This window comes from Marinobacterium weihaiense, assembly GCF_019061305.1.
Lineage (GTDB): Bacteria > Pseudomonadota > Gammaproteobacteria > Pseudomonadales > Balneatricaceae > Marinobacterium > Marinobacterium weihaiense.
On record NZ_JAHQZT010000015.1, the window covers coordinates 48,376 to 75,099 of the forward strand.

General features: G+C 55.0%; 25 protein-coding genes and 1 tRNA gene. 9 read left to right on the forward strand and 17 right to left on the reverse strand.

Annotated features, from left to right (window positions below; genetic code table 11):
• Window positions 1-12 precede the first annotated feature (12 nt).
• Window positions 13-1,785 carry a flagellin N-terminal helical domain-containing protein gene (locus tag KTN04_RS11925; protein WP_217335458.1) on the reverse strand — a complete coding sequence of 591 codons (1,773 nt, stop codon included), beginning with the start codon at window positions 1,783-1,785 and terminating at the stop codon, window positions 13-15.
• Between the two features lie 238 nt (window positions 1,786-2,023).
• Between KTN04_RS11925 and KTN04_RS11930 the strand changes: the two genes are divergently transcribed.
• Window positions 2,024-5,524, forward strand: coding sequence for an O-linked N-acetylglucosamine transferase, SPINDLY family protein (locus KTN04_RS11930; protein WP_217335459.1), 3,501 nt, complete (start codon window positions 2,024-2,026; stop codon window positions 5,522-5,524).
• 12 nt (window positions 5,525-5,536) lie between these two features.
• Window positions 5,537-5,857: a flagellar protein FliT gene (locus KTN04_RS11935; protein ID WP_217335460.1), complete on the forward strand. Its 321-nt coding sequence runs from the start codon at window positions 5,537-5,539 to the stop codon at window positions 5,855-5,857.
• An 80-nt stretch (window positions 5,858-5,937) separates the two neighbouring features.
• Here KTN04_RS11935 and flgL read toward each other — a convergent pair whose 3' ends face one another.
• From flgL to KTN04_RS12000, 13 genes are all read right to left on the reverse strand, one after another.
• A complete protein-coding gene (gene flgL, locus KTN04_RS11940; RefSeq protein ID WP_217335461.1) occupies window positions 5,938-7,218 on the reverse strand; it encodes a flagellar hook-associated protein FlgL in 1,281 nt (426 codons plus the stop codon).
• A gap of 10 nt (window positions 7,219-7,228) precedes the next feature.
• Window positions 7,229-9,307 carry a flagellar hook-associated protein FlgK gene (gene flgK, locus KTN04_RS11945; RefSeq protein WP_217335462.1) on the reverse strand — a complete coding sequence of 693 codons (2,079 nt, stop codon included), beginning with the start codon at window positions 9,305-9,307 and terminating at the stop codon, window positions 7,229-7,231.
• A 60-nt stretch (window positions 9,308-9,367) separates the two neighbouring features.
• On the reverse strand, window positions 9,368-10,423 hold the full coding sequence (gene flgJ, locus KTN04_RS11950) for a flagellar assembly peptidoglycan hydrolase FlgJ (RefSeq protein WP_217335463.1): 1,056 nt from the start codon (window positions 10,421-10,423) through the stop codon (window positions 9,368-9,370).
• Window positions 10,423-11,502: a flagellar basal body P-ring protein FlgI gene (locus tag KTN04_RS11955; RefSeq protein WP_217335481.1), complete on the reverse strand. Its 1,080-nt coding sequence runs from the start codon at window positions 11,500-11,502 to the stop codon at window positions 10,423-10,425. Before KTN04_RS11955 ends, flgJ begins: the two co-directional genes overlap by 1 nt.
• Before the next feature lie 34 nt (window positions 11,503-11,536).
• Window positions 11,537-12,202 carry a flagellar basal body L-ring protein FlgH gene (gene flgH / locus KTN04_RS11960; protein WP_217335464.1) on the reverse strand — a complete coding sequence of 222 codons (666 nt, stop codon included), beginning with the start codon at window positions 12,200-12,202 and terminating at the stop codon, window positions 11,537-11,539.
• A gap of 36 nt (window positions 12,203-12,238) precedes the next feature.
• A complete protein-coding gene (gene flgG, locus KTN04_RS11965; RefSeq protein ID WP_217335465.1) occupies window positions 12,239-13,024 on the reverse strand; it encodes a flagellar basal-body rod protein FlgG in 786 nt (261 codons plus the stop codon).
• Window positions 13,025-13,046: 22 nt separating this feature from the next.
• A complete protein-coding gene (gene flgF, locus KTN04_RS11970) occupies window positions 13,047-13,790 on the reverse strand; it encodes a flagellar basal-body rod protein FlgF (RefSeq protein WP_217335466.1) in 744 nt (247 codons plus the stop codon).
• Between the two features lie 121 nt (window positions 13,791-13,911).
• Entirely contained in the window at window positions 13,912-15,900 is a 1,989-nt protein-coding gene (locus KTN04_RS11975; RefSeq protein WP_217335467.1) for a flagellar hook-basal body complex protein, read from the reverse strand.
• A gap of 15 nt (window positions 15,901-15,915) precedes the next feature.
• A complete protein-coding gene (locus KTN04_RS11980) occupies window positions 15,916-16,596 on the reverse strand; it encodes a flagellar hook capping FlgD N-terminal domain-containing protein (RefSeq protein WP_217335468.1) in 681 nt (226 codons plus the stop codon).
• Between the two features lie 21 nt (window positions 16,597-16,617).
• Complete coding sequence (gene flgC / locus KTN04_RS11985; protein ID WP_217335469.1) at window positions 16,618-17,052, reverse strand: flagellar basal body rod protein FlgC; 435 nt, start codon at window positions 17,050-17,052, stop codon at window positions 16,618-16,620.
• A gap of 2 nt (window positions 17,053-17,054) precedes the next feature.
• Window positions 17,055-17,453, reverse strand: coding sequence for a flagellar basal body rod protein FlgB (gene flgB, locus KTN04_RS11990; protein ID WP_217335470.1), 399 nt, complete (start codon window positions 17,451-17,453; stop codon window positions 17,055-17,057).
• Window positions 17,454-17,666: 213 nt separating this feature from the next.
• On the reverse strand, window positions 17,667-18,506 hold the full coding sequence (locus KTN04_RS11995; RefSeq protein WP_217335471.1) for a CheR family methyltransferase: 840 nt from the start codon (window positions 18,504-18,506) through the stop codon (window positions 17,667-17,669).
• Between the two features lie 15 nt (window positions 18,507-18,521).
• Window positions 18,522-19,460, reverse strand: a complete 939-nt coding sequence (locus tag KTN04_RS12000; RefSeq protein WP_217335472.1) for a chemotaxis protein — start codon at window positions 19,458-19,460, stop codon at window positions 18,522-18,524.
• Between the two features lie 122 nt (window positions 19,461-19,582).
• Between KTN04_RS12000 and flgA the strand changes: the two genes are divergently transcribed.
• From flgA to KTN04_RS12020, 4 genes are all read left to right on the forward strand, one after another.
• Window positions 19,583-20,230 (forward strand): flagellar basal body P-ring formation chaperone FlgA, encoded by a 648-nt coding sequence (flgA, locus tag KTN04_RS12005; RefSeq protein ID WP_217335473.1) that lies wholly within the window; start codon window positions 19,583-19,585, stop codon window positions 20,228-20,230.
• A gap of 126 nt (window positions 20,231-20,356) precedes the next feature.
• Window positions 20,357-20,683, forward strand: a complete 327-nt coding sequence (gene flgM, locus KTN04_RS12010) for a flagellar biosynthesis anti-sigma factor FlgM (protein WP_217335474.1) — start codon at window positions 20,357-20,359, stop codon at window positions 20,681-20,683.
• A gap of 7 nt (window positions 20,684-20,690) precedes the next feature.
• Complete coding sequence (locus KTN04_RS12015) at window positions 20,691-21,188, forward strand: flagella synthesis protein FlgN (RefSeq protein WP_217335475.1); 498 nt, start codon at window positions 20,691-20,693, stop codon at window positions 21,186-21,188.
• Window positions 21,189-21,239: 51 nt separating this feature from the next.
• Window positions 21,240-21,316: transfer RNA gene (locus KTN04_RS12020), tRNA-Arg, on the forward strand.
• A gap of 423 nt (window positions 21,317-21,739) precedes the next feature.
• On the opposite strand, the gene KTN04_RS12025 is transcribed toward KTN04_RS12020, so the two are convergent.
• The 3 genes from KTN04_RS12025 to KTN04_RS12035 all read right to left on the reverse strand — a co-directional run bounded on the left by KTN04_RS12025 (window position 21,740) and on the right by KTN04_RS12035 (window position 24,711).
• Window positions 21,740-22,126, reverse strand: a complete 387-nt coding sequence (locus KTN04_RS12025) for a hypothetical protein (protein ID WP_217335476.1) — start codon at window positions 22,124-22,126, stop codon at window positions 21,740-21,742.
• 11 nt (window positions 22,127-22,137) lie between these two features.
• The gene (locus tag KTN04_RS12030; protein WP_217335477.1) at window positions 22,138-23,091 is read right to left on the reverse strand and encodes an integrase domain-containing protein; all 954 of its coding nucleotides are present in this window, start codon (window positions 23,089-23,091) and stop codon (window positions 22,138-22,140) included.
• Between the two features lie 1,149 nt (window positions 23,092-24,240).
• A complete protein-coding gene (locus KTN04_RS12035; RefSeq protein WP_217335482.1) occupies window positions 24,241-24,711 on the reverse strand; it encodes a magnesium chelatase domain-containing protein in 471 nt (156 codons plus the stop codon).
• Between the two features lie 207 nt (window positions 24,712-24,918).
• On the opposite strand from KTN04_RS12035, the gene KTN04_RS12040 reads away from it, so the two are divergent.
• From KTN04_RS12040 to KTN04_RS12050, 3 genes are read left to right on the forward strand one after another with little or no spacing between them, the layout of a single operon-like run.
• Window positions 24,919-25,272: a helix-turn-helix domain-containing protein gene (locus tag KTN04_RS12040; RefSeq protein WP_217335478.1), complete on the forward strand. Its 354-nt coding sequence runs from the start codon at window positions 24,919-24,921 to the stop codon at window positions 25,270-25,272.
• A 32-nt stretch (window positions 25,273-25,304) separates the two neighbouring features.
• The gene (locus KTN04_RS12045; RefSeq protein ID WP_217335479.1) at window positions 25,305-26,294 is read left to right on the forward strand and encodes a hypothetical protein; all 990 of its coding nucleotides are present in this window, start codon (window positions 25,305-25,307) and stop codon (window positions 26,292-26,294) included.
• 29 nt (window positions 26,295-26,323) lie between these two features.
• Window positions 26,324-26,653, forward strand: a complete 330-nt coding sequence (locus KTN04_RS12050) for an ArdC-like ssDNA-binding domain-containing protein (RefSeq protein WP_217335480.1) — start codon at window positions 26,324-26,326, stop codon at window positions 26,651-26,653.
• The last annotated feature ends 71 nt before the right edge of the window (window positions 26,654-26,724 follow it).

A 26,724-nucleotide genomic window follows, 5' to 3' on the forward strand; every position in this document is an offset into this window, starting at 1 on the left:
CCCTAGTGCGTATTACTGCAGCAGTGACAGTACCTGCTGCGGTGCAGCGTTGGCCTGGGCCAGCATGGCTGAACCGGCCTGCTGCAGTACCTGTGCACGGGACAGGTTGGCAGACTCTTTGGCAAAGTCGGCGTCTTCGATACGAGACCGAGCAGCGGCCTGGTTCTCGGAGATGTTGGACAGGTTGTTCATGGTGTAGTCCAAACGGTTGGAGATCGCACCAAGGTCACCACGGACGCTGTTCACCTGTTCCAGCGCATCATCCAGAATACCGATCGCTTTCTGGGCACCTGCTGCTGTTGAGATGTCGATATCGGCTACAGAGTTGCCCGCGCTCTCAGCCGTATTGGTTTCCAGGAATCCAATCGCTTTCACGTTGGTTTCGGCAGTCGCCGCATCACCGTAGGAGATACTGATCTCATCGCCGCTGACTGAGTGCAGAGTAATGGACTCATCATCAGCAACGGAGGCAACCACTCCGGTTTCAGCCGATTTTGCGTTAATCGCTGCTACATTGTTGGCCGCGATAGTGGAGACCCCTGTTCCAGTCTCAGCCGCGCCAATAGCAACACCGTTGATCACCAATTCCTGAGCAGCCAGGGTGGCACCACCACCAGTAGAGAAGCCGGTAATATCAGCGCCATCACGCTCCTGCAGACCAATTGTTGCACCTATCGCCGCAGCGTGAACCGCAGTTGTACCCAACTCGATATCCACATTCTCAACACTGGGGTCGGTGATGGTGAAAGTTAGCTGGGCGTTCTGAACTTTATCAGTCGCATTATCATCAGTAAGACCTGCCGCGACACTGGCATCGCTCGCTGTTACCGTAATCTGTGCACCGGTTTCACTGGACAGAACCAGACCACCCTCATCGTTCAGGCTGGCCTTGAGCATGCCACCGCCCTGCTCGTTGATTTTATCCACTAGCTCTTCCATGCTGCCGGTATCAGTGATTTGTAATTGGTTATTTTCAGCACCGGGACCTACAAGTTTGATCTCCAGTACATTACTGCCAGTAATCACACCGGTTACTGAATCGCCAGACTTGCCTTCCAACTCGGTAAAGGCACCCACCTCAACACCAGAAATCCTGGAGTTGATCGCATCCAGCTTACTCTGAAGAGAACTAGAGCCTGTCGCACCATCAGTGAGGTTACCGACGCTTTGGCCATTAATTTTCATAGTTGTCGCGTCTGTACTATCTGAAATAGCGCCTAAACCGTCTGCCAAAGAGGCACTACTTGCAGTACCGATCACATCAGCCGAGCTGCCACCCAAGCCTTTGGCATCCAGTTTGCCAATTTCGGCAGAGATAGTCTGGTTGGCGTCGGCGCCCACCTGCAGCTTCAACTCGCCCAAGCTACCATCTAGCAATTTCTGGCCGTTGAACGAGGTGGTATCAGCGATACGGGTCAGCTCTTCCTGCAGCTGAGAGACCTCGGCGTTCAGGGTGGCACGGTTACCTGAGTCGTAGGTACCGTTGGCAGACTGTACCGACAGCTCACGCATGCGCTGGAGAATATTGGTGGTTTCATCCAGCGCGCCCTCGGCGGTCTGGATCAGTGCCTGACCATCGTTGGCGTTACGCACCGCCTGATCCAGACCACGAATTTGAGAAGTCATACGGTTGGCGATGGCCAAGCCCGCAGCATCGTCAGCAGCAGAGTTGATTCGCTTGCTGCTGGTCAAGCGCTCCATAGAGGTGTTCAGATCGTTCTGACTTTTGGTCAGCTGGTTCTGCGCATTAAGCGACATAATGTTGGAGTTGATTACCATAGCCATGAGTCTATCTCCTCAATACGTGGCCACTCTGGCCACCTGTAAGCACATCTTTGAAATTTTTCAGCTTTTCAAGCTGCACGGTTAACCACTCGTACTCTTGTTATCGCCCGATGCCAGGAAAGCTTGAGATTTTTTTCGTGCCCCCCTTCACACCTAAAACCACGCCCAACACCAGCCGTGACAACGAACGAAGCCCGCTTTAGGATGTCGGTCAGATTCGCTTTAACAGGATGCCAGCATGAGCAAGCGCCGCGCACAGCCAAAACAGCCCAAACGCACCTCACCCCAAAAAGCCTCATCAATGACGGTAGCCACTGCCCGGCAGCAGCTTGCAATGGGCAACGATACGTTGAGTGCCTATAAGTATTTGCTGCGTTACGCGCTCGATACCAAGGATATGACAGCTGCCAAGCAGCTGTTCGATAACAACAGCCTAACCCTGCTGCGTGAGCGCGATACAGCATTGGACTTGCTGCATGCGGAGTTTTTCCTGTTATCCGGCCGCCACCAGGATGCTCTGCTGGAAGCAAATAAAGTATTGGCCGTAAAAGAAGACAGTGATCAAGCCTTCTATTTTGCTTCTCATGCCCACTACGAGCAGAAGCAGCTGAATTCGGCACTGGAGCAGATCGACAAGGCACTGGCACTGGCGCCGAATGATCAGTTTTACCTGTTTCATAAAGCCACTATTTTAACCGAGCTGTACCGTCATCCCGAGGCTATTCCTATCTACGAACGGTTGCTCAAGGCGTTTCCCACCAATGACAATATTTTGAATAACGCAGGCAACCTGTATCGCGACCTGAGCGACCTCAAACGCGCTCAGTCCCTGTACCAAAAAGCCATCCCCATAGCGGGTCGTAATACACTGCCCTATTCCAACTACCTGTCCATTTTGCACTACGACCCGGATGCAACCGCCGAACAGATACACCAGGTTTGCCTGGAGTGGGAGCGCCGTTTTCCCCTGAACAAACCGGCCATCCGAGCCGTTGCGAGCGATACAACACCCGATAAAGTGTTACGAATCGGCATGGTCTCCGGAGGTTTCAATGGCCACCCTGTGGGCCGCATGATCACCCGTGCATTGGAGCACCTTCCTGCTTATGCCTTTGAGTTTTATTTCTACAGCAGTAACGGCAAGGTTGATGGTATCAACAAGCGCTTTCAGGCATTGGGGCATTACGAGTTGGTGAACCACCTGTCCGATGAGGCGCTGGACGCCAAAATCAGGCAGGACAAAATCGATATCCTGATCGATCTGGCCGGTCACTTCAGTGGCAGCCGCATGCGCGTGATGGCGCTGGAGCCGGCACCGGTGTTGGTGAAATGGGTGGGCGGCCTTATCAACACCACCGGCCTGAGCAGTATCGATTACCTGGTCAGTGACTGGATCGAAACCCCTGCCGGGGTCGACCATCTCTACACCGAAAAGTTGATGCGGCTGCCGGGCGACTACATCTGTTATGAGATGCCCGACTACATCCCGCCAGTCAAGTCACTGCCGGCGCAACGCAACGGCTATATTACGCTGGGGTGTTTCAATAACCCTACCAAGGTTAACGATGTGGTGCTGGAACACTGGGCTAACATCCTGCACGCCCTGCCAGGTTCGCACCTGTACCTGAAGGGGCACTTCTACGTCTCGGAAGAGTTACAGCAGCGAATCCGGGCCAAACTGGAGCAGTTGGGTATCAGTGCAGAGCGGGTTCGCATTGAAGGCCCTTCGGTACACCGAGAGCTGCTGGACTGCTACAACGAAGTGGATATCGCGCTTGACCCCTGGCCCTACTCCGGCGGCCTGACCACCTGTGAAGCTTTTGCCATGGGGGTACCGGTGGTCACCATGCCGGGACCAACCTTCGCAGGCCGCCACTCGGCTACCCACTTGGTCAACGCCGGCATGCCGGAGCTTGTCACACACAGCTGGGAGGAATACCACGCCCGGGTACTGGAGCTGGCTGCCGATCTGGATAGCCTGGCCACCATCCGCACCCACCTGCGTGCAGTCTTGCTGCAATCGCCGGTCTGCGATGCCGATACTTTTGCCGGCCATCTGAACAATGCCTTGCGTGCGATCTGGCAGCGCTACTGCGAAGGCAAACAGCCCGAGGCCTTAAGCTTTAATGAACAGGGCGAGGTGGTGTTTGCCGATGAAGCCGAACCCGTGCCGCTCCTACATCCGGAGGCACCGCCCGAAGCTGAAGATCAGCAGACCTTCAAATGGGAGTTCGAAGGCAAGGTGATCGCGATTGATCACGGAGGTCAGCTGATGAATGTGCCAGTGATCAAGCAGATGCTGGAGGCCGGTACGCTCGAACTGATCGCGTTTGACCCGGCCAGTCATCACCTTAAGCACCTGCTGCGTCATGCTGATGGCATGCACTACTATCCCAATGTTCTTTTAGGTGATGGCAAACCGGCAACGCTGTATGCCTGTCAATCTGGTAATCTAAGCGGCACACTTAAACCGCTACCCGCGCATGATCACCTACCCGAGCCGATCCGCCATGAGCTGAAAGTACTGGCAGAGCTGCCGATCAATACTCTGGCACTGGATACTGTCAGCGAACTGCCACGCATCGACTGGCTGGTCCTGGACGACCTAAACAACAGCCTTGATGTGCTGGAGCAGGGTTCAAACGCCCTTAAAAATGCATTACTGTTGCATGCGGATATCGCCTTCCAGCCCACACACCATCGTCAACCCAATCTGACTGAGATTTCCCATTGGGCGGCACGCCATGGCTTTCGTTTTTACTGTTTCAGTGATGACGAGCGCCGCACACACGTGCCGCAAACGATCATCGGTGCCAACCGATACGCCAATGAGCTGTTCAGTGCCACCGCGCTGTTTATTCCGGCACATGAACGCCTGAAGGCGATGAGCGACAATGATCGGCGCAAGCTCGCTTTTATTGCTGATACGGCCTACGGTCTTGAGGGGCTGGCGTATGAAGTGCTTGGGTACAACGATCCGGTTACCGATGAAGGCAGCACCGGAGAGGCCTCGCAGTACATCGACTACAAGGTGCACAAGCAGATTGCAGACAAGCAACCGCGCAAACCCTCCGGCATAAGACGCCCACCAAGGCTGATTGCCAACAGTAGCACCCACACCTCCGCCGCCGGGCCGGTTGCCAAGCCGCACCTGACCCTGCCTGCAGCGGTTGCCGAGCACTTGAAGGAGGTTTACGCCGGTGCCCATACAATTCTTGAGTACGGCAGTGGTGGCTCTACCATTGTGGCCTCAGAGATGAAAGGCAAGCGTATCTTCACCGTTGAGAATGACTTGGACTGGGCCGATAAAATGCGCCGCTATATCGCGCAGGAGCCACACCCATCACCCGCCATCATCCACTCGGTTAACACAGGCCCAACCGCCGCCTGGGCTCGGCCGGTTGATGACTCTGGCTGGCGTAACTTCCATGCCTATCCACTGAGCGTCTGGGACAGGGATGATTTTATTGAGCCGGATGTAGTCCTGATCGACGGGCGCTTCAGAATCGCCTGTTTCGTGGCAACTTTCATGAAGATCAAAAAACCAACGATCGTACTGTTTGATGATTATGCCGACAGGGACTATTACCATGTAGTTGAACGACTGGCGAAGCCGGTCAAAATTATCGGACGTATGGCACACTTCGAGCTGGTTCCGACCGAAATTCCACGCGAGCAGCTGACATGGATGATCGATAGCTTCAATCACGTCACCTACGCTGACAACATGCGCCGTTGAGGGTAAGCCTACATGGACAAAATAACCGAACTCTCCCTCCAGCTGCTGCAAACCACGCAAGCAATGCATGACAGCATTGAAGCCGGTGAGCTGCTACCACTTGAAGAACTGCAGCAGCAGCGCACCGTGCTGGTGGCAGAGCTGGATCAGGAAAGCCAACAGCCCTACCCGCGCGATGTGCTGGCAGGCTGCCGGGACTTGATTGAACAGGCGCGGGCACTGGAAAACAGCATTGCGGATCTGCTGGAGCAGAAGCGTGATGAATTGGGCGCCGAGAAGGCGAAGATCAAATTGGGCAAACAGGCCAGCAAGGCGTATGGCTCGTTCAAATAGCCAAGCTTTATACTCTGCCGCCTGCACTCGGATCAGCGAGGCAATGGCGGCAGGTTTTGTTCAATATGCCCAGTCAACCTTCAGATATAGTTGAACAGGCTCAGATCCTTGATCTGCGAGAAGCTCTGGTACGCTGCCTGCAATACTGTCTGCTGCAGAGCAAAACGGCTCAGGCCTTCGGCGTAGTCCAGATCTTCAAAGGATGACAAGGCTTCCTTGGTGAACAGCTGGTAGTCGGTATTGACCGCTTCCTGCTGATCGAGCGCATTCATGCGGGCGCCCAGGGAGGTGCGCGCCTGGATGTTGCTCTCTTCCGCCTGTTTCAGGCTGTTCAGGGTATCGGCGATCAAGTTACCGAAAGTTTCCTTCTGGGCCGGGTCTTTCAGATCCAGGTTGCGCAAGCCTTCGCTCAGGTTCAGCGCTACGTTGAGCGGGTTGGTACGCTCCGTGCGCGCATCTATGCTGGCGGTAAAATCATTCGCAGCACTTGCATCCGGCAGATTGCCGATTTTGACTGTCATACCCCCATAAGTAACTTCATCACCGGCTGCTACTGTATAGGGTACGGGTGTACCATCATCGGGTTCTACCGAATCACCCAATGCATCCGTCACAACCAGCTGATTAGATGGAAGCACTGGCGGTGTTGCTGCGGGGTCACCCGCATCATAGCTAACACTAAAGCGATACGGCAGTTTACCCGCGTCTACTGCAGCTTCAAACAACTCCGGGTCAGCCACCCCCACAAGCGTAACCGCACCATCTGGATTGTTGGTAACGACTGGACGTTCAGGCCCTTCAATCTGCTCGAACAGCTTCTGGCCCGAGTCGGTGGAGGCAATGCGGTTGTCCGGTCCGATCTGGATATAGCGCTGGCCGCTGTCGCCCTGATACGCATACTGACGTGTGTCTTCGTCGTACACGTAAGCCGCGTCACCCCCTTTAAAACCGGCAAACAGGTATTCACCCTGAGCATCCTTGGTGTTCATCAAACCCAACATCTGCTGGGTCATTTCATCCACTTCGGTGGCTAAAGATTCACGGTCAGCCGCTGACAAGACCCCATTACCGGCCTGGATGGTGATTTCACGCAGGCGGATATTGATGTTGTTGAGCTGATCCAGCGCGATCTCTTCCAGCTCCAGGCGCCGACGGGATACATCAATGTTGCCCTGAAACTGGTCGTTGCGCGCCACTTCCTTTTTCAGCTTGATGATCTGGGCCGCGGCCAACGGATCATCAGATGGCTGCAGCACCTTTTTGGCGGTGGACAGCTGCTGCTGGGTTTTGAACAGCTCGGTGTTGGTGCGGGTCAGGTTGTCCAGGTTGGATAAAAATACCTGGGAGGTCGAAATACGCATGACTGACTCCTTATACGGCGCTGATCAAAGCGTCAAAAATGGTCTGCGATGCACGAATCAACTGGGCCGATGCCGAGTACGCCTGCTGAAACTGAATCAGCTTGGTCGCTTCTTCGTCCAGGTTGACACCACTGATACTGGAGCGTGCATTCAGGTTGGAATCCAACACCGACTTGCTGGCTTGAGCGTTGATCTGCGCCACGGCGGTTTGGGTGCCGACACGCTCGATCAACTGACCATAACGATCTTGATAGGACGCTTTATCCACAGTGGTTTTGTCAAACTGCAGATCCGACATGGCCAGCGCATTGCGGTTATCCGATACGCCACCTTCATTGTAGCCGAGGGTGAAGGTGTCACCGGCCTTGGGCTGGTTCTTGATCACCACCTCGTAGCCATAATCCGGCAGGCTCAGCGGTTCACCAGCCACAAAGGGCGTCGGTTCAATGGGTGGCGTAGCTGCATCACTGAGGTCGATTTCCACCGGGTTGTTCGGGTCCGTGACATCATAGATTCGATAAACGGCTTGCAATTCGGTCGGGCTAGCCGGATCAGAGGGGTCAGTCGGGACTTCAACCTCACTGAACTCGATTTTGATCGGCGGATCCAGACGCTGACCATTCAGCGCACCTTCAAGACTTGCCCGATCAGTCACGGTGACCGAGGCAACACCGGTACCTTGGTTGCCCTCGCCAGCTTCGATTTTGACCGGACTGGCCAGCGCCAGGTCGCGCGGGTCCTGCAGCACCATATCAATATCGGACGCTGCGGTACGGGCCGGACGGATCACGTACTGATCACCGGCGGTAAAGGCGTTGCCGGAGGGGTCCATGCTCAGGGTGAAGCCATCGATGCGCAGGGTCATTTCCCCTGAACCGGCGTCAAAGTGAATCTGCTTGTCGCCATCCACATCTTCAGCGCTGGCTTGGGCCGCGAAGTCGTCGGCATCCCACTGCTTGCCATCACTTTCACGTACCAGGGTGAAGCTGTTGTCGCCATCGAAGACAAGTTTGTATTCACTCGCTTTCAGCTCACTGGTGTTATCGATGTGAACACTGGAACTCGTCAGGCTGGAGCCGTTACGGCCATCGCTGAGAATACGGTTGGCCATGGCAGTGGGCGAGTTGATATCGGTGAACACGGGACCACCCAGTTCGCCATCCAGATCCATGCCTTTCATGTGCTGCTGGTTCATGGTGTCGGCAAACGCCAGGGTGATGATGCCGATCTGATCACGCGCCGTATCCAGCATGTTGTCACGATAGTCGAGCAAACCGCCGATTTCACCGCCACTGATCTGGTCGGTGATGTTGTTGACGTTGTTGCCGATCTGCAGCGATACATTAAGCTTGCTGGCATCAGCCGGGTCAACGGTGGTCAGCAGACGGTTGGCGTCTTTGCCCATCACCAGAGGTTCGCCCTTACCGACAAACACGTTAACGCCACCGGTATTCTTGTCATCCACCGTGGTGAAGTTAACGAACTTTGCCAGTTGATCCAGCTGGGCGTCACGCTTGTCCAGCAGCTCATTCACCTCGCTGCCGGCGGCAGTGGCAATGCGCAGCTTGTCGTTCAGTTCGGCGATGTTGCGCGCTATGGCATTAACCTGAGAGGTGGTGCTTTCCAGCCGCGAGTTCAGGTTGTTGTTTTGCCGTTCCAGATTGGCGTCCATGCCATTCAGACGCTGCACCAGTGCATCGGCCTCGGCGACAAAGAGTTCACGGTTGGGCAGACTGGTCGGGTCATCAACGGCGGTTTGCAGAGCACCAAAATAGTTATCCATAGCACTGGAGATACTGGTGGCCTCGGACGCCAACAGGTTGTCCAGCTCGTTGGCAAACGCCTGGTAAATCTCGGAGTTGCTGTAGGAGGACGTATCCGACCAGATCTGGCGGCTCAAGAACTGGTCGGCGATGCGGGTGATGTCATATATTTCGACACCGGCAATGCCCTCACGGGACGCAAACTCCGGGCGCTGACGGCTGTAGCCGTCGGTGTTGACGTTAGCGATGTTCTGCCCCACCACCGACAAGGCCGTCCTGTTGGCCGTCAGTGCCTGGGTACCCAGATTAAGCAAACCGTAACTCATGGTGTTCCTCCGCAGGCCCGCCTCAGTGCGTGCCCAATGTCATTCTGTATCGGCCTGAAATCAGCCTTCTTGAGCCCCACGCCCCAGCCCGGCCAGCAGTTCACCGTTGAAAATCCGCTCGATTTTGGCGGCGTATTCCGGGTCGGTGGCGTAGCCGGCGTTGTGCAATTCACGCACAAAGCGCGTCGGATCGGCGCCGTTCTCCAGGGCCTGTTGGTAGCGCGGGTTGCTCTGTAAAAAATTCACGTAGTCGTCAAAGCTGGCAGCGTAGCTGTCATAGGCACGAAAACGGGCCTGTTCTTTTTCAGGCACCCCACCGCGGTATTCCAGCGTCTGCACCTGAGCTGCTTCGCCCTGCCAGCTGCGACCGGCCTTGATGTTAAACAGGTTGCGGCTGCTCTGGCCGCTGGCGGCATCACGGGTGATGAACTTGCCCCAGCCGGTTTCCAGTGCGGCCTGGGCCAGCAGCACGGACGGACTCACCCCCAGCACGGCAGCGGCTTTTTCCGCCATCGGCCACAGCTGCTCGATAAACTGGGCGGGGCTGTCAAAACGGGTCGGCAGGCTTTCTTCGCTATCGCCGCTACCGTTTTGAGCCTGGGCCACCGCTTCGCCTGGTGCCGTTTCATCCGTTGTGTCTTCGGTTGCGGATGGGTCGCTCACCGGCGCGCTAAAGGGCATACCGGCCGGTTGGCTGACCGGGCCGCTGGCCAGGGCGCGGTTAAGCATCTGCTCGGTGAACGAACGGGCATCCCGATCATCGTCATTGCTGCCGGCGCGAGGCACTTCACCCAGTTTTTGGCTTAGCTGTTTGACGATGATATCGGCCAGGCCGATGCTGTCCTTTTTCGACAGGTCCAGGGTCAGCTGCTGATCGAACATCTCCTGGTAAAACTTGACGTCATTGGAGTTGAACGGACTATCGGTAGCCAGCACATCATTGGCCTGACGCATGGTCTTGAGCATCATGTTCATGAACAGCTGCTCGAACTCCTGAGCAACGCCTTTCAGCGCCGCCTGCTGGTCGCTCTGCGCCTGCCCTTTCAGCTTTTGCAGCTGGTTCAGGTCGGTGAACAGACTCGGAGAAGCCGTATCAAAGCCGCTTTTAATCGCCATCAGATCACCACCAGTTCCGCTTTCAGGGCACCGGCCTGCTTGAGCGCTTCCAGAATCGCCATCAGATCGCCGGGGGCTGCGCCCACCTGGTTGACCGCCTCAACGATATCGCTCAGCGTGGCACCCGGCGAAAACTCGAACATACGGCCCGAGCCTTCTTCGATCTCGATCTCGCTGCGCGGCGTCACCACGGTGTTACCGCCACCCAATACATTGGGCTGGGAGACATCGACGTTTTCATTAATCGCCACGGTCAGGCCACCGTGGGTGATCGCCACCGGTGACACGCGCACGTTCTGGCCGATGATGATGGTGCCGGTGCGGGAGTTGATGATCACTTTGGCCACTTCCTGTCCCGGATCCACTTCCAGGTTTTCCAGCACCGACAGGAAGGACACGCGCTGCGAGGGATCACGCGGGGCGCGCACACGGATAGAAGCCGCATCCAGCGCCATCGCCATATCCGGTCCCAGCAGGCCATTGATCTGCTCGGCGACGCGGCGGGCGGTGGTGAAGTCCGGCTGGTTCAGGTTGAACATCAGGCTGTCACCCTGGGCAAAGGCGTTGGGCACGGTGCGCTCGACACTGGCACCGTTGGGGATGCGACCCACGCTGGGGACGTTCAGCGACAGGCGCGAACCATCGTTACCCTCAACACCAAAACCGGACACCACCAGATTGCCCTGCGCCAGCGCATAGACATTGCCATCGGCACCTTTCAGCGGCGCCATCAGCAGACTGCCGCCGCGCAGGCTCTTGGCATCGCCAATGGTGGACACAGTGATATCGATGGTCTGCCCCGGCTTGGCAAAGGCGGGCAGCTCGGCATGGATCGCCACCGCCGCAATGTTCTTGGATTTGGGGTCCACGTTCGGCGGAATGGCCACGCCGAAGTTGTTGAGCATGTTACGGAAGGTCTGCGAGGTGAAGCTGGTCTTGTCGCCCGTACCATCCAGACCGACCACCAAACCGTAGCCCACCAGCTGGTTGGCACGGACACCGGCCACGCTGGCGATATCCTTGATCCGTTCAGCCTGCACCGGCAGCGCCGCCATCAATGCCGCGCCGGTCAATATCATTGCCTGCAGCAGTCGTTTAGCCATGATCATATCCTCAGAATGGCCACAGGGGGCTGATAAAGAAGCGCGCCAACCAGCCCATGACATTGGCATCGTGGGTGGCACCGGTACCGCTGTAGGTGATGCGGGCATCGGCCAGGCGGGTAGAGTCGATCATGTTGTCCGGACCGATATCCTGCTTGCGCACCAGCCCACTGATGCGGATATATTCATCGCCCTGGTTCAGCGTCAGCCACTTCTCGCCACGCACCAGCAGATTGCCGTTGGGCAACACCTGGTGCACCGTCACGGTAATGTTGCCATTCAGGCTGTTGCTCATGTCCGAGCTGCCCTCGCCTTCAAAGCTGCTGTCCCCGCTCATCGAAGCACTGAGCGGATTGCCGAACACATCCAGTTCGCGGCCCAGCACCGTCGGTGCATTGACGCCGATATTAGTACTCTTGTCGGTTTCGGTGGACGAGCTTTTGGATGACTGGGTGCGTTCAGTCAGCACCACGGTGATGATATCCCCCACCCGGTGCGCACGCCCGTCTCCGTACAGATCCATACTGGTACCGGCATGATAGAGCGAGCCGGTTACCGGCCGGGGCTGCTGAATCTGTGCCGGCTGAATCGGTGCATAATAGGGGTTGTCCGGCTTGGGGGCCTTGTTCACGCACCCCGCCAGCCCCAGGGCTGCCGTCATGATCAGAATCCGCATGGCCGTACTCGTCCGCATCATGTTTCGCTCACTTCATTACAGCTGCTGGCTAACGTAACCCAGCATCTCGTCTGCCGTGGAGATGACCTTGGAGTTCATCTCGTAGGCCCGCTGGGTCGTGATCATGTTGACCAGCTCTTCGACCGCATTCACGTTGGAGCTTTCCAGCATGCCCTGCTTGATAATGCCCCGCCCTTCTTCACCGGGCACTCCTATCAGGGGCGCACCGCTGGCGGCGGTCTCAATGAACAGGTTCTGGCCAATTGCCTGCAGGCCCTGCGCGTTGACAAAATCAGCCAGCTGAATCTGCGGCAGCTCCTGCGGATCCGGCTCGCCCGCAATCGTTGCATTGACAGTACCGTCCACACCAATGGTGAGATTGGTCACATCCGCGGGCAGCGTAACCGCCGGCTCAATCAGGTAGCCCTCGGACGTGACCAAGCGGTTTTCACCATCAATATGCAGCTGGCCGTTACGGGTGTAGGCAACTTCACCATTAGGTTGTACAACCTGCAGAAAGCCGCGGCCATTGATGGCGATATCGAACGGCTCACCGGTTACCTGCATCTCGCCGGTGGTGAACAGCTTCTGCGTGCCCACGGTACGCACACCGCTGCCCAATTGCAGGCCCGAGGGCAGTTGCGAGTCTTCTCCCGTTGCAGCGCCCGGCTGGCGGCGTACCTGATACAGCAGATCTTCGAATTCCAATCGATCTTTCTTGAAACCCACTGTACTGGTGTTGGCCAGGTTGTTGGAAATAACCTTGAGCTGAGTGTCCTGAGCACTCAGGCCGGTTTTGGCAACATGCAAGGCACCGTGCATGGTGATACTCCTTAAATCGTTATCAGCTCATCTGCAGAATTTTGGCGGCGGCCGAAGAGTTTTCTTCCGCGGTTTTCATCATCTTGACCTGCATCTCGAACTGGCGAGACAGGCTGATCATGGCTGTCAGGTCTTCCACCGCATTGACGTTGCTGGCTTCGAGATAGCCGGAACGCACCTGAACATCCAGTGCCGGTGGCAGGGGGATGTTGTTGTCCGTATGCATGAAGCCATCCTGTCCCTTGTACAGAGCGCCTTCCTGCGGGCGTACCCGTTTCAACTGATCAACCAGAGCGATCTCGGCGGCATTTTCTCCCAGCGGGCGAATAGTGATGGTGCCGTCATTGCCGATGAAAATGTTCTCGGCGGGCGGGATGATGATCGGGATACCGCCATTCCCCAGTACCGGCAAACCGCTGCCCGTGACCAGCTGGTTGGCGGCATTGATCTGCAGCCCACCGTTACGAGTGTAAACCTCATTGCCATCCGGCCCCTGCACGGCCAGCCAGCCATCCCCTTCAACGGCGACATCCAGCGTGCGGCCGGTTTGCATCAGCGTGCCACTTTCCAGATTGGTGCCAGGACGTTCGCTCATGGCATAGACACGTGACTCATAACCGTCGCCCAGCACCCGCATGGCGCGCGCCTGCTCAAGATCACTCTTGAAAGCCGTGGTGGTCGCATTGGCCAGATTGTTGGCATGGGCCTGTTGCGCCAGCATGTTTTCGCGTGCGCCGCTCATGGCCACGTAAAGCACCTTGTCCATTTACTGCTCCGGTAAAGGCTTGCCGTTTCAGATCATTTAATTTGAATTAAGCAAACCCCATGCCAGAAACGAAAAAGCCGGGCATAAAGCCCGGCTTTTCTATGACACCCTGCATGCGAAATCAGATCTGCAGAATTGCCTGCGTGACAGTATTCAGCGTTTCCAGCGTCTTGGAGTTGGCCTGGAAGTTGCGCTGTCCCTCGATCAGCTTCACCAGCTCGGCGGACAGATCCACGTTGGACGCCTCCAGCGCCGCTGACCGCAGAGTACCGTTCAAGCCAGTACCCGGCGGGTTCAGTACCGCATCACCGGAATCCAGCGTCGCCGTCCACTCAGTATCACCACTGGGCTGCAGACCGGACTGGTTCTCAAAGGATGCAATCGCAACCACCCCCAATGCCTGGTTCTGGCCATTGCTGAACGAGGCAATCATCTCGCCGCTACTGGCGAAAGTTACACCGATCAAATCCCCCTTGGTATAACCATCTTGCAGCGTGCTGTTGACGATGGATGCCGATGCAAACTGGGTTGAGCCGGCAAGATCCAGCTTGATCTCGGTCAGATCATTGGCCGGGTCAGCCCCCTTGATGGTAATACTGGGTGCCTGGGTGCCCGCCGCAATGGCTTCCCCGTTGATTTCGCTGAGCAAACCGTTGGTGGGGTTGAACTTGACCAGAATCGGGCCCGGCTCGGTCAACGAGCCCTCACCCGGGTCCTGCAGCTTGCCAATATCCAGCTGCTCGGTATTGTTCAAGTAAGCATACATGCGGTACACACCCATGTATGAGTTATCCCCCTGATACGCCTCAGGGTCATCCCAATTGATCGTCTGGGTCGTACCCGCAACCGTTACCGGATAGGGATCAGTGCCTGACGCCGGGTCAGTGATATTGCCTTCGTCTGCCTTGTAACGGATCACCAGACGCACGTCACCCGCAGCATTAACCTCCGCTGATACGGACTCTATCGCCGGGTTACGTTCCAGAATACGCGCCTGCTGTGCATTGATCAGCTCGGCCTGCTTGTCGGCGCCACCGTCCCCTGCACCGACCTGAATATCCTCGCCGGCAATGGTAATGGTGTCACCCTCGGCCGCAGGGGCAAAGCTGTACACGCGCACTTCGTTGGCATCCCGGTAGCGGTCTTCAGCCTTGGTATTGGTTTGTGCAAGAACAGCCCCGTCTTGCTCAAGTACTACGTCCCCTGCGTCCGTAGCCCACCCCTTCAACTCAAAATCCACTGCACCTGATGTAGAGTCATACCTCAAGGTAGTCAGATCGATACGATCATCCGCTTTCAGTGGGGCTGTTGGGTTTGTAAGCGCCTGATAGGTATCAGACCCAGGGTCACCTGGAACAGCAGGATCTGGGAGAATCAGGTAGCCATCTGCGTCAAAGTCAGCCGTGTCGAGCTCCACACCCGATAAGCTGACGGCACCGCCAGCAGCATCAGTGCTAAATGACAAAACCTGACGCACCGGACGCTGCTCGGCAAAGTTGTACTTGATGGTGTGCTCGTTACCCAAACTGTCAAAAACGCGATCGGTCGTGGTCCAGGTAAAGGAGCCCGGCTCGTCCTTGTCATAGGTCGGCAGTAGAGTACTGGAATCTTCTCGGTCATCAATATTGAATGACAAATCGATATTTTCGGTGGCCTTGGGCGGGCTTTCCTTCTGAGTAACCGCCATGTCCCCGATTGGCAAACGGTTGCCATCAGCATCCAGGCCATAGCCCTGCAGGAATTTGCCATTCTTGGAGACAATGAAGCCTTCCTTGTTCAGCTCGAAGGCGCCGGCACGGGTGTAAGTGACACCGCCCTGGCCGTCATCCAGCTGGAAGAAGCCGGAGCCGTTGATGGCCAGATCAAGGTTGTTGTTGGTGAACTCGATAGTGCCCGCCTTGAAGTCCTGGGCAATGTCGGTCACGGTGACACCCGAGCCGGCCACGTTGGCCGAGCCGGCCCCGACCACGGCGGTGGCATAAATGTCGCCGAACTCGGTGCGGGATGACTTGAAGCCGACGGTACTGGAGTTGGCGATGTTGTTACCGGCCACATCCAGCATGGTGGTGGATGCCTTCAGGCCCGTAACGGCTGTGCTGAAACCTGCCATAATTCTCTTCCTCGCTTAACCGAGCTGTTTCACTTCACTCATGTCGATGGAACCGATGGCGGTATTCACCTTCATGCCGATCCCGTTCTGACCCAGAGTGACGCTGTTGATATTGAAGCCCATATAGGTTGCCACCTCTTCATAGCTACCGTCGGCTGCGGTCGAGGCCTCAGCCACGATGCGGTAGTTGCCCGCCGGCACGTCCTCACCCGCCTGCCAAACGAAGTTATGATCGCCCGCCGGCTGCGCCCCCATACTGACTTTGTCGACCAAATTGCCGGCGCCGTCATAGATTGAGATACGCACATCACTGGCACTCACATTGGTCGACACCAGACCGTCAACCCGCCCACCCATTTCAGGCACTTGGGCAATATTGGTGTTCACATAGGCTCGTTGTCCCACCATGGAAGACGCCTGCAGAGCAGCCTGACTGCTGAGCATGGTCGTACTCATGGTCTCCATGGTGTTGGACAGGTTCTGAATGCTTTCGACATTGCTGAGATTGGTGATCTGCTGCATGAAGTCCGCCGGGTCCGCCGGACTAGAAGGATCCTGGTTCTGCAGCTGTGCAATCAACAGCTTCATGAACATCTGACTGTCTTCAGACTGACCGGACTTTTGCGTCGACTGGTTCTGGTTGGCCTGATTGATCTGGTCAAAGATGTTACTGCCGACGCCGTTTACGTTGCTCATGGCGCTATCCTCTCAACGACCTTATTGCCCCAGCGTCAATGTGCGCTGCAGCATCTGCTTGGCCGTATTCATAATATCGGCATTGATCTGGAAAGAGCGTGATGCCGATATCATGTCGGCCATCTCTTCCACCACGTTTACATTGGGGTAATACACATAGCCCTTGTCATCTGCCATCGGGTGGTTGGGCTCGTAGGCCATGCGCAGCGGGGCATCGCTTTCGACCACCTCGTCCACCTGCACTCCCTGCCCCGGCACTAGTGTGCGATAGGCTTCCGGCAGGGCTTCATCGGTAACCGGCTTGACCGAAAACACCGGCTTGCGGGCACGGTACGTGTCGCCCTCGCTGGAGCTGACGCTTTCAGCGTTGGCCATATTGCTGGCAGTCGTGTTCAAGCGCACGGTTTGTGCCGTCATGGCGGAACCGGCAATGTTGAAAACGTTACTCAAAGACATGTTTATTCACCCTTGATCGCACGTGTCAGACCCTGAAACTTACTGTTCAGGAACTGAAAGGAGGCCTGGTAACGGATGGCGTTGTCGCTATAGCGGGCCATTTCTTCCTGCACTTCAACGGTATTACCGTCAACAGACGGCTGATTGGGCGTGCGGAACATCAAATCGGCAGCCGCATCCGGTGCCAGAAAAGCGTCCTGATGGATCGGTTCGGTACGCTCCAGTGGCAGCTCGAACTCACGGGTATGCCCCGCCAGCACGGCGGCAAAATCAAGATCGCGCGCCTTGTAATTGGGGGTATCGGCATTGGCGATATTGTTGGCCAGCACTTCGGCACGGCGGGCACGCAACGCCAGCGCGTCATCGTGAATGCCCAGTGCCGAGTCAAAACTGATTGCCATACCTTTTCTCCATTACCTGCCGTGTGATTACTTTGATTAAGCAAACACCATGCCAGATTTAGGAAAGCGCGGATTCAAGGCTCATTCGCCTTACTGAGTCCAGGTACAGACTGCCGCAGCAGTCGAAAGCGGCAAGGGGCTACCGGCAAAGGCGGCAAAACCAGTCAGTGGCTTGCCACCCGCGCAAGTATTCAAAAAGGAAAGGAGGGGCTATCAGATAGCCTGGTAGATAATGCCCGGACGGCAATGAATCATCTTGTACAGATCGGACAACCCCGACAGCGACTCGGAGGCCCCGAGCAGCAGGTATCCGCCCGGACGCAGCTGGCGGTGAAGCTTGCGCAAAATCTCCAGCTTCACATCGGAGGAGAAGTAAATCAGCACATTGCGACAGAAAATCAGATCAAACTGGCCCAGACCGCTGTAGGAGCCGAGCAGGTTCAGGCTTTGGAAACGGACCCGGCTCTTAATCTTCGGGGTAATGGTCCAGCTACCACTCGGGGTCGACTGAAAATACTTGTGCAGGCGATCCTGTGACAGCCCACGCCCCAGCGCCAGCATTTCATATTCACCGCGTCGGGCCTGATCCAGAACCGTGGACGAGATATCCGTTGCCAGAATCTCTTCGCCCGAGGAAAAAGCGCCAGGATGCGTCTGCTTGAACTCGTCGATCACCATGCTGATCGAATAGGGCTCCTGCCCCGTGGAACAGGCGGCCGACCAGATGCGCAATTTCTGGAAACGGTTGCCCCCCTGTAATTCAGGCAGCAGTCGATTGTGCAGGATTTCGTACGGGTGCACATCGCGAAACCAGAGGGTCTCGTTGGTGGTCATCGCATCGATCACCTGTTCCTTGAGCACCCCGCCACCGGCACGATTAAGCCGGCTGACCAGATCACTGAGGCTGGAGCAGCCCTGCTGCTGCATGATCTTGCCCAGGCGGCTTTGCACCAGATACTGCTTGTGGTCGGCCAGCAAAATGCCGCAACTTTTCTCCAGAAAGCCGCTGAATTCCTTGAACTCCGCAGGCGTGATGCTGAAACCGCTACTCACCCGGCAATACTCCCTTTAACCCTGTTCTGTTTGACGAATGCGGTTCACCACCACGCCGGCCAGTTCGTTGGGGTTGAACTTGGCCAGGAAGCCATCCGCCCCCACTTTCTTGACCATGGAGACGTTGAAACCGCCACTGAGCGAGGTGTGCAGCACCACGTGCAGGCCTGACATGCGCTGATCTTCCCGAATCATCGAGGTCAGCGTGTAACCGTCCATTTCAGGCATTTCGATGTCGGAAATGACCATCAAGAACAGCTCTTCGACATTAATGCCTTTGTCAAGCAGATCCTTCAACAGCTGCAATGCCTGACGGCCGTTATTGGCAATGGATACCTTCACGCCAAGGTTTTCCAGGCTGCGTTGCATCTGGTTACGCGCCACGGCCGAGTCATCCACGATCAGCACGTTATGCTGACGGGCCTTCTCGCGTACTTCATGGGTAGCCACTTCTTCACTGACATCCGTTGTCATCGGATACAGGTCCGCCAGAATCTGCTCGACATCTAGGATTTCGACCAGCTTGCCTTCGTACTCGAACACGGCCGTCAGGTAGTTTTCGTTGCCGATTTCTTTGGGCGGCGCCATGATCTGATCCCATTGCGTATTCAGGATGCGGTCGACCTTACGCACCATAAACGCCAGCGTGCGGCGGTTGTATTCCGCCACGATGAGGAAGGTCTTGCTCAGATCCTCTTCCGGTATCGGCCGGCGGCCTATGGCCTCTGACAGGTCGAGTACCGGGATGGTCTCACCACGGATGTGCGCCATCCCCTTGATCGCCGTGGTCTGGCGCGGTACCTCCGTCAACTCGGGGCACTGCAGGACCTCTCGAACCTTGAAAACGTTAATGCCATATTTCTGACTGGTTTCGAGTCCGAACAGTAGCAGCTCCAGACGGTTTTGCCCCACCATCTGTGTGCGCAGGTTTACAGTATCCAGGATCCCTGACATGATCTAACCAACCCCGAGGTCGCTAACGATGAGTTTCGCCCGGCTGGACCAGCCAGGACACCCGCGTGAATATTAGTACTTTAACACCTGTTGCCGTTGTTTTTGCCATAGTGTGCATATTTATGCACCCCTTTTCAGCGCAGGCCGATGATACTCCGACACAGATCAAGCAACAGGTTACTGATGCCATTAAACAACACTTTGCCGTTAAAGTGCCAGATAGCCGTAGTGAGGTGCAGCTCAACCCGATCAACCGCCAACTGAATCTCGCGCCCTGCAGCCATACCTTGAATGTCAAGGTCCCCTACCACAGTGGTGCGCGCATCACGGCCAAGGTCAGCTGCCGCCAACCCCGCTGGAGTCTATTCGTGACCGGCAGGGTCAAGGTGCTCAAGCCCGTGGTCATGAGTGCCGGCCCCATCATCAAGGGGCGCCAGATCCGTGCCAACATGTTGCAGGTGCGTGAACAGGACATTGCCGGCCTGACCGGTGACTATTTTCACCGTCAACAGGATGTCAGCGGCAGCGTTGCCCGCATCAATATTCGCGCCGATACCGTTATCACGCCTCGCATGCTGACCTTGGCCAGCGCCGTTGGCCGCGGCGACCCCGTCATTCTGGAAGCACGTCGAGGGTCGGTCGTCATTCGCACCGAGGGCACAGCCCAGGAAGAGGGGCGGATCGGCGATATGATCGATGTCACCAACAACCGCTCCGGCACAGTGGTACGCGGCCGCGTCACGGCACCGGGACGCGTACAGGTCCCCTGAATATCGTCAGGCACACGTATTGTCGGCTATAATGGCCACTATTAGTTGATCACCGGCAAAAAAGATTAAAGTTTTCGCCAAGGTACCCGATAACCTTGCATAGAACTGATTGCGAGGTATTTGAACATGGCTATCGATTTTCCCGGCCTGCCCTCCGCCCAGACGGCTGGCAACCGCGGCAAAGTCAACGACCAGCAGGCCACTGACAAGGCGCCGCGCACGGATGCAACCACCATGACACAGGGCAAGCGCCCTGACAGCGGTGATACCGTTCGTATCAGCGATGCCGCTCAAGCACTGCAGCGTTCCGGCAGCGTCGAAGCGGGCAGCGACAGCGCTGTCGATAACGAACGCGTGGCCCAGATCAAGGCCGCCATAGACAATGGCAGCTATCGTATCGACAATGAGCGTGTGGCTGAACGCATGCTGCAATTCGATAACCTGCTGAGCTAACTGCTGAATGACTCCATCCGCGCCCCCCGAAACACTGTCCAACCTGAATGCTCTGATTGAACAGGGCATTCAGTTGTTGCAGCAACTACAGGCACTGCTGGACACCGAACTGAACGTGCTTCAAGCCCGTGATATCGATCAACTGCAGTCAAGCAACAAGGACAAGCAACAGTGCCTGTTGGCCATCGACCGCAACATTCGTGAGCGCAATGCCCTGCTCAGCCAGCTACAGGTTGGCCATGACCGCCGATCGGTCATCACTTTCATTGCGCACCAACCTGAAGACGATTCAGCACGCCTGAGTGATGCCTGGGACACTCTTGAAAACGAGTTGGAACAGGTCAAGGTCTTGAATCAGCGCAATGAGCAGGTGCTGTTGCGCAGCAAACAGAGCAGCGACCAGCTGCTGGCTCTGCTACAGGGTCACGCCCAAGGCAACAGCATTTACGACCAGAAAGGCGACAAGGGACGCTACGAAGGCCAGCGCAGCTTGGGTAAGGCTTGAGCATCTGGCCAAGAAGGCCCTATGACGTTAGAATCCGGTTCGCCTTTCAACGCCTCAGTAGCTCAGTTGTATAGAGCAGCCCCCTCCTAAGGGGCAGGTCGCAGGTTAGAGTCCTGCCTGGGGCGCCAATCAAATCAATACGTTACACGCCAAGCACATTCCAAAACAGCTTCAAAATACATCCAAAACGCCCAGCGGCCCACCAAGCGGCCCACCACTTAGCACATGCTTAAACTTGGGCATCACTCCGTTACCGCACGTACGTGCAAATGGAGACCCAGGCGGGTGATTATGTTGCCACTACTCTGTTTCGCTTTTTGAAGAATGAGGGATCCATGCTCTGAGTACGCTATCGGTGACTTTCAATTAATCTACAGATGGCGTGACGCTGCACGGCTCTTGAATGATATGACAAGTTGCCTGCCTAACCTCTTTCAACGAACTCTCTATTCGCAATCGCAAATGATTCTTAAGTATTATTCTCGTTAGCGAGGTAGCCTTCCATGGCTATATTTGATTGGCTCAAAGTGTCTATATGTACGTGTACGCTATTAGTACATTCGCTTGGACTTACGCACTGCAAATGCAGAGGGTCGACCACCCTGGGATTCAGTCTTGGCAATGCCCAGAATGTTCAGCCAGTTCTCTTTTCCAAGTGCAGTAATCATCAGCCTCAGGGTTCGGATGAAGTCCCGCTGTGTTGACTCCGCATAGTCCTTCATGAACTCATTTTTAACCCAAATAAAATGTTTACACTTCAACTGCCATTCATACCGAACTTCAGGATAGCGTGCTTCAATTGCCTCCAGGATGCGTTTCATACGGCTCTGATGTTTTTGAATGGTAATAGCTTCTGCCTTAACCTTCTTTTTCACCCCGTCAATTGTTTTAGTAACTTCCACATCCTTGATGTTATTTCCCAGTTTTTTAATAACCATATATCACCTTCTTATCCAACATATGCTCTTGCAACACCAATCCGGTGATGACCCGCAGCTCGCGCTACCGCCTCATACCCCTGCCGAAGCAAATCTTCGTTTTCAAGTGTCGATCTATCACGAACAGGAGCTTTTAACCCTGTAACCGCTTCAAACAACTCAATCATAAAATAGGTCCTCACCTCGCGAATATTTACAATTCCATATTCTTTCAAAATGCTACGCATGCGCTTTACAACGGTATTCACAAAACCAATCAAGGTTTCATTTTCAGCCAACAAGTTTTTTGAATCTTTTGGTCTTACTGAAATTGCATACTCCAGCGCCGCTTTGCCCTCTTCAGTAACACGGATCTGTCGATCAGGTGATTTCCTGCCACCCTTTGTCCCGTCAATAACATTCACATAACCTGTTTTCTGGTATTCATTCCACCAACGATCAAGGTCAGCCAAAATTCCTTCACGTAGACGCAGGCCGAAGAAACGAATAATCTTCAACAGCGCGACAGCTCTCTTTTCCCCTCTCATCTCCATGATCTCAATTGCTTCCTGAATTGATGCATCATTCACATCCGGGATCATTTTTCGGACATATGAACGCGACGAAAAATAATCAGACGCGTTGATTTTTATAGTCTTATCGCGGCGGAATGCCTTCATCACCACATTGAACGTGCTGACCAAATTCTTTGCGTAGTCCAAACTGATACTGCCAGCATCAAGCAGACTTACGAGGTGATTTGCATAAGCCTGAGCATGCTCAGCCCCGACTTGACGTACATCCTGGATGCCATACTGCTCCAGAAAATTGGCAAACTTTCTGAAGCGGCTTACATGAGTTGCCCTGGTTTTGTAGTGCCCGCCACCGTAATACAGGTTCAACACTACAGCCACTGCGAACATGATGGTTCTGCCAAGGCCAAAATTGACCTTCTGGCAACGTTTACGCTTGTTGTTCCTAGCCATATAACCAACTCCAAAAAATGATGAAAAATTGTGATTTGTGCGCCCAGTGTCTGGTCCAAACCTGGGGGACGGCCAAAACACCCGCGCACTGTTGCCGTCCCCCGTCATAGACCAGTAAGTGGGAGCCCCATTCATCAACAGGGCAGCGGCAACGCGTCGAATCACACACGACATTTACTCCTCATCAAAATGTGTATATCGAATGATCCCCCATACACATGCGGGGTGAGGCTGGTGCTGCTACGCCAGCAGACACCAGTAAGAAGGCCAAAATTCTGAGACGACACCTCAGACATACCCGCCTGGTAGCAGGCAAAACCGCAGTTTAGTCCGGGTTTAGTCTCGACTGTTTTTCTGGAGTGCACGCAATACATGGCTTACAGCCCATCAACACAACTCATCTCATTTCCAAGGGCTACTGAAAAAAAAGGTGGTGGCAGCCGTTGGGATGGGTTGGTCAGGGTGATGTTTTCACGTCAGGCACTGCAATTTTTCCAATCGCGAACAGCGAAAAGCTGACGCGCCAGCCAAAAGTGACTGTACAGATTGGATAGATGGAACGATTCGGAGTTGGACATTTTGGGCGAGAACCCAGACGAATTTCGGCCCGTTGTCAGGGGTACTGCCGTGCAATACCGTGCAGTACAACTATTAGACTGCACTGGGCCTATAGATTTGGTTCAGTGCAGCCGGACCTATCTCCGGACACACCGAAACAGAGGGATTTCGGAAATGGAATTTACATTGCTGTGTATTTTAGCAGTTCAGCGTTCCCTGCCGCTCACGGAGCATACCGCGGGCGATGAGTAATCGGAAAATATCAGTGTCGCACAACCGTTGCAAGTCTCGCCTGCTAAAAACTTTCAACCAAGCGACCTTTCAATGTGAGAGTTCTTGGCAGCAGTAGATAAATAGTATTCTATACACACATAACATCTCCAACATCAGAGTTCTGTGTGTATAGAATATCTATTTGATCATCACCACTCAAACTCGCTCTTAATCTTGGTCATATTATTTATTACTAGATTAATCACTCGGTCAGTGCCTTAAGCAGCTCATCCCTAGCATCCTGATAAAACTGTATGTCGATTTTAGTGGCCATATCATCTGAAAGGTCATATAGCTGTCGTCTGGCTGTCACTGGCATCAACAGGTACTCGCACCTTTTTCTACCGCCAGCTCTGCGATATTAACAGCATTGCTGATCGGTTCGATTGAGCCACCCAGATTAATCTCACCCACCACAATAAGGCCACCTTTCACGGATTTCTTCAATATACTGCTGCACATGGAAATTAATGCTGCGACACCCAGCTTGGAACCTTTTTTAGCCGCATCAAAAGCTCGGAGCTGAACGGTAAACTCATGTGATCGTGGATCTCGATCACCAATTAACTGCTGCGCACGTGCACAAAGGTTTTGCTCAGCATAGCGCAAGGATTCTTTAAATGCGGCAAGTGCCGGGTTATTCAGAATCTTAACGCCAGAGCCTGGGTCTTCGTTTACCTCAATACGGTAGATGCCGGCGTTGTCATCGAAATCGGTACCGCCTTCGCTGATCGTCCAGATTTGACCGGGCTCAAGTGGGTCATCGCCTATTTCGTTGTCCGTTCGCAGTTAGTCAGAGCTGATAAAGTTTTATTTACCTCATTCGCTTGATTAAGTCATTAGTGATTCATATAACCCCCTCTTGCATAGATTCCCATCACAACTTTTGCATACAATGCAATCAGGTCTGAATTTACACTGGTTTAATTTCATCACTATCTCGAAAACTGCCAAAGCCTTGTGCCAATCTAAAGCGTGTACTATATACTACACACTATGAATGGACTTGGACCTTACATCCGCCAGCAGCGCGAACAGCTGCGCCAGCACGACAACGGCTACTCGCTGCGGCAAGTCGCCGAGCGTGTCGGCATACAACCAACTTATCTCAGCAAAATTGAGCGTGAAGAGCTGCCGCCGCCAAGCGAGGATACACTCAAACGCCTGGCTCAGGAGCTGAAACTGGATCCAGACGTACTGCTGGCCATGGCCGGCAAAGTATCCAGCGACCTGCGCGCGATCATCTGCCAACGTCCACAACTGTTTTCCCAGCTGCTGCGGCAGCTTAAAGACACACCCGACCATGCAGTACTGCGCATTGTGCGTGAGGTTTCGGACGGTGACTGGTAACAGCAAACGCTCATCAAGGAAGGAGACTCACCATGGTCACGTTGGAACACGATAACCTGGTCTTCCGGTTCCCGGAAGTTCACCCCGATGCCGTGCTGCGCATCAACTTCCAGCGCACTCTGCGCATCCCGGATGATGACAAGGCATACCCTCTGCCCGCAGGACTGGGCCGGTTTTCATTGGTACACATCGAAGATCACCATTCACGAGTACCTGAGCACTGGTTGCAACGTGGCGGTGTCATGATGCCGATGTATCAATCTGAAGCGATGTGGATCAGCTTCGATTGCAGCTACCCAATGGCAGTAAAGATCGCCGCCGGCAAGATCAATGCGGTGACCGGCGAAGGCTGGCAGAACGGTCTGCAGGCAGAACCTCAGGATTATGTAGTAACACCTACTCAGCCCTGGCTGGACGGTTTCTTTACCGGGCCGGATCAGGTACGCCAGTTTGTCGCCAGCCCCTTGGGTGATGGCCAATCCGTTGAAGAACAACTGACCGGTGAAGCCGAGTTTGGTGGCCTGCAGATTATCGCCTACCCGCTCAAGGCCGAGATCTACGAACGCGAGCAGGAAGAGGAACGTAAGCGCAGATCCCAGTTTGACTCTGATGACCTTGGTCTGCCGATGTTTTGCAGACGCTCAGCTGCTGAACCCATGGGGCTGGGTTTGGGCGGCAAGATCACCCAGACCATTTACAACGACAGCCGTGGTGCTGATGCCTGGGATGAAGCCAGTTCGCGCTGCTTCGTGCACATCATCAACAGCCAACAGTGGTGTGCAGTGACAGGCGAACCTGTCCCACGCCCGCCCGTTACCCGCAAGCAATACAAGAGCGCCGGCATCCCCTGGTTCGAATACTATGACGACAGCGCCAAAGGCTTGGAGAGCTGCGGCGTCTTCGACAAGCTGAAAACCTTCGCCCAGTTCCAAAAGCCAGGCTCGAAGGCCAACAAAAGCATCAAGGTTCCGACAACCGTCAAAATCCGCGCCAGCGACCGGGTGAGCGAAGGCGATTTTTGATTCCGGGCTACAAAAGGACGTTGCGGGATATGGGCAATCCATCTGCGAACAACTCACCATCCATTGCCGATTTGATTATTGACCAGATCCGGCAAGGTGTTGATGACTGGAAAATGCCTTGGCATGAGGGCATCACAGAGCCGGTTAACCCTGTTACGCGGCGCAGCTTTCATGGTCGCAACGCCATAACACTATGGATCGAAGGACAGCTCAGAAAGTGCTCATCTCCTTACTGGGCCACCCTGCACCAGTGGGCAAAAATCGGTGGCCGTCTGCGCAAAGGGTGTAAAGGCGTCAAAGGAGTTATTGTGATTTCTGGTGTACAGGGAGATAGGAGGATGGCGTATCCTGTTGATTGATCACGACCAAGATCTCAATCAACAGAAGGTGATACGCCATGACCAAGTCTACCCTGAGAGCTCTTTCACAA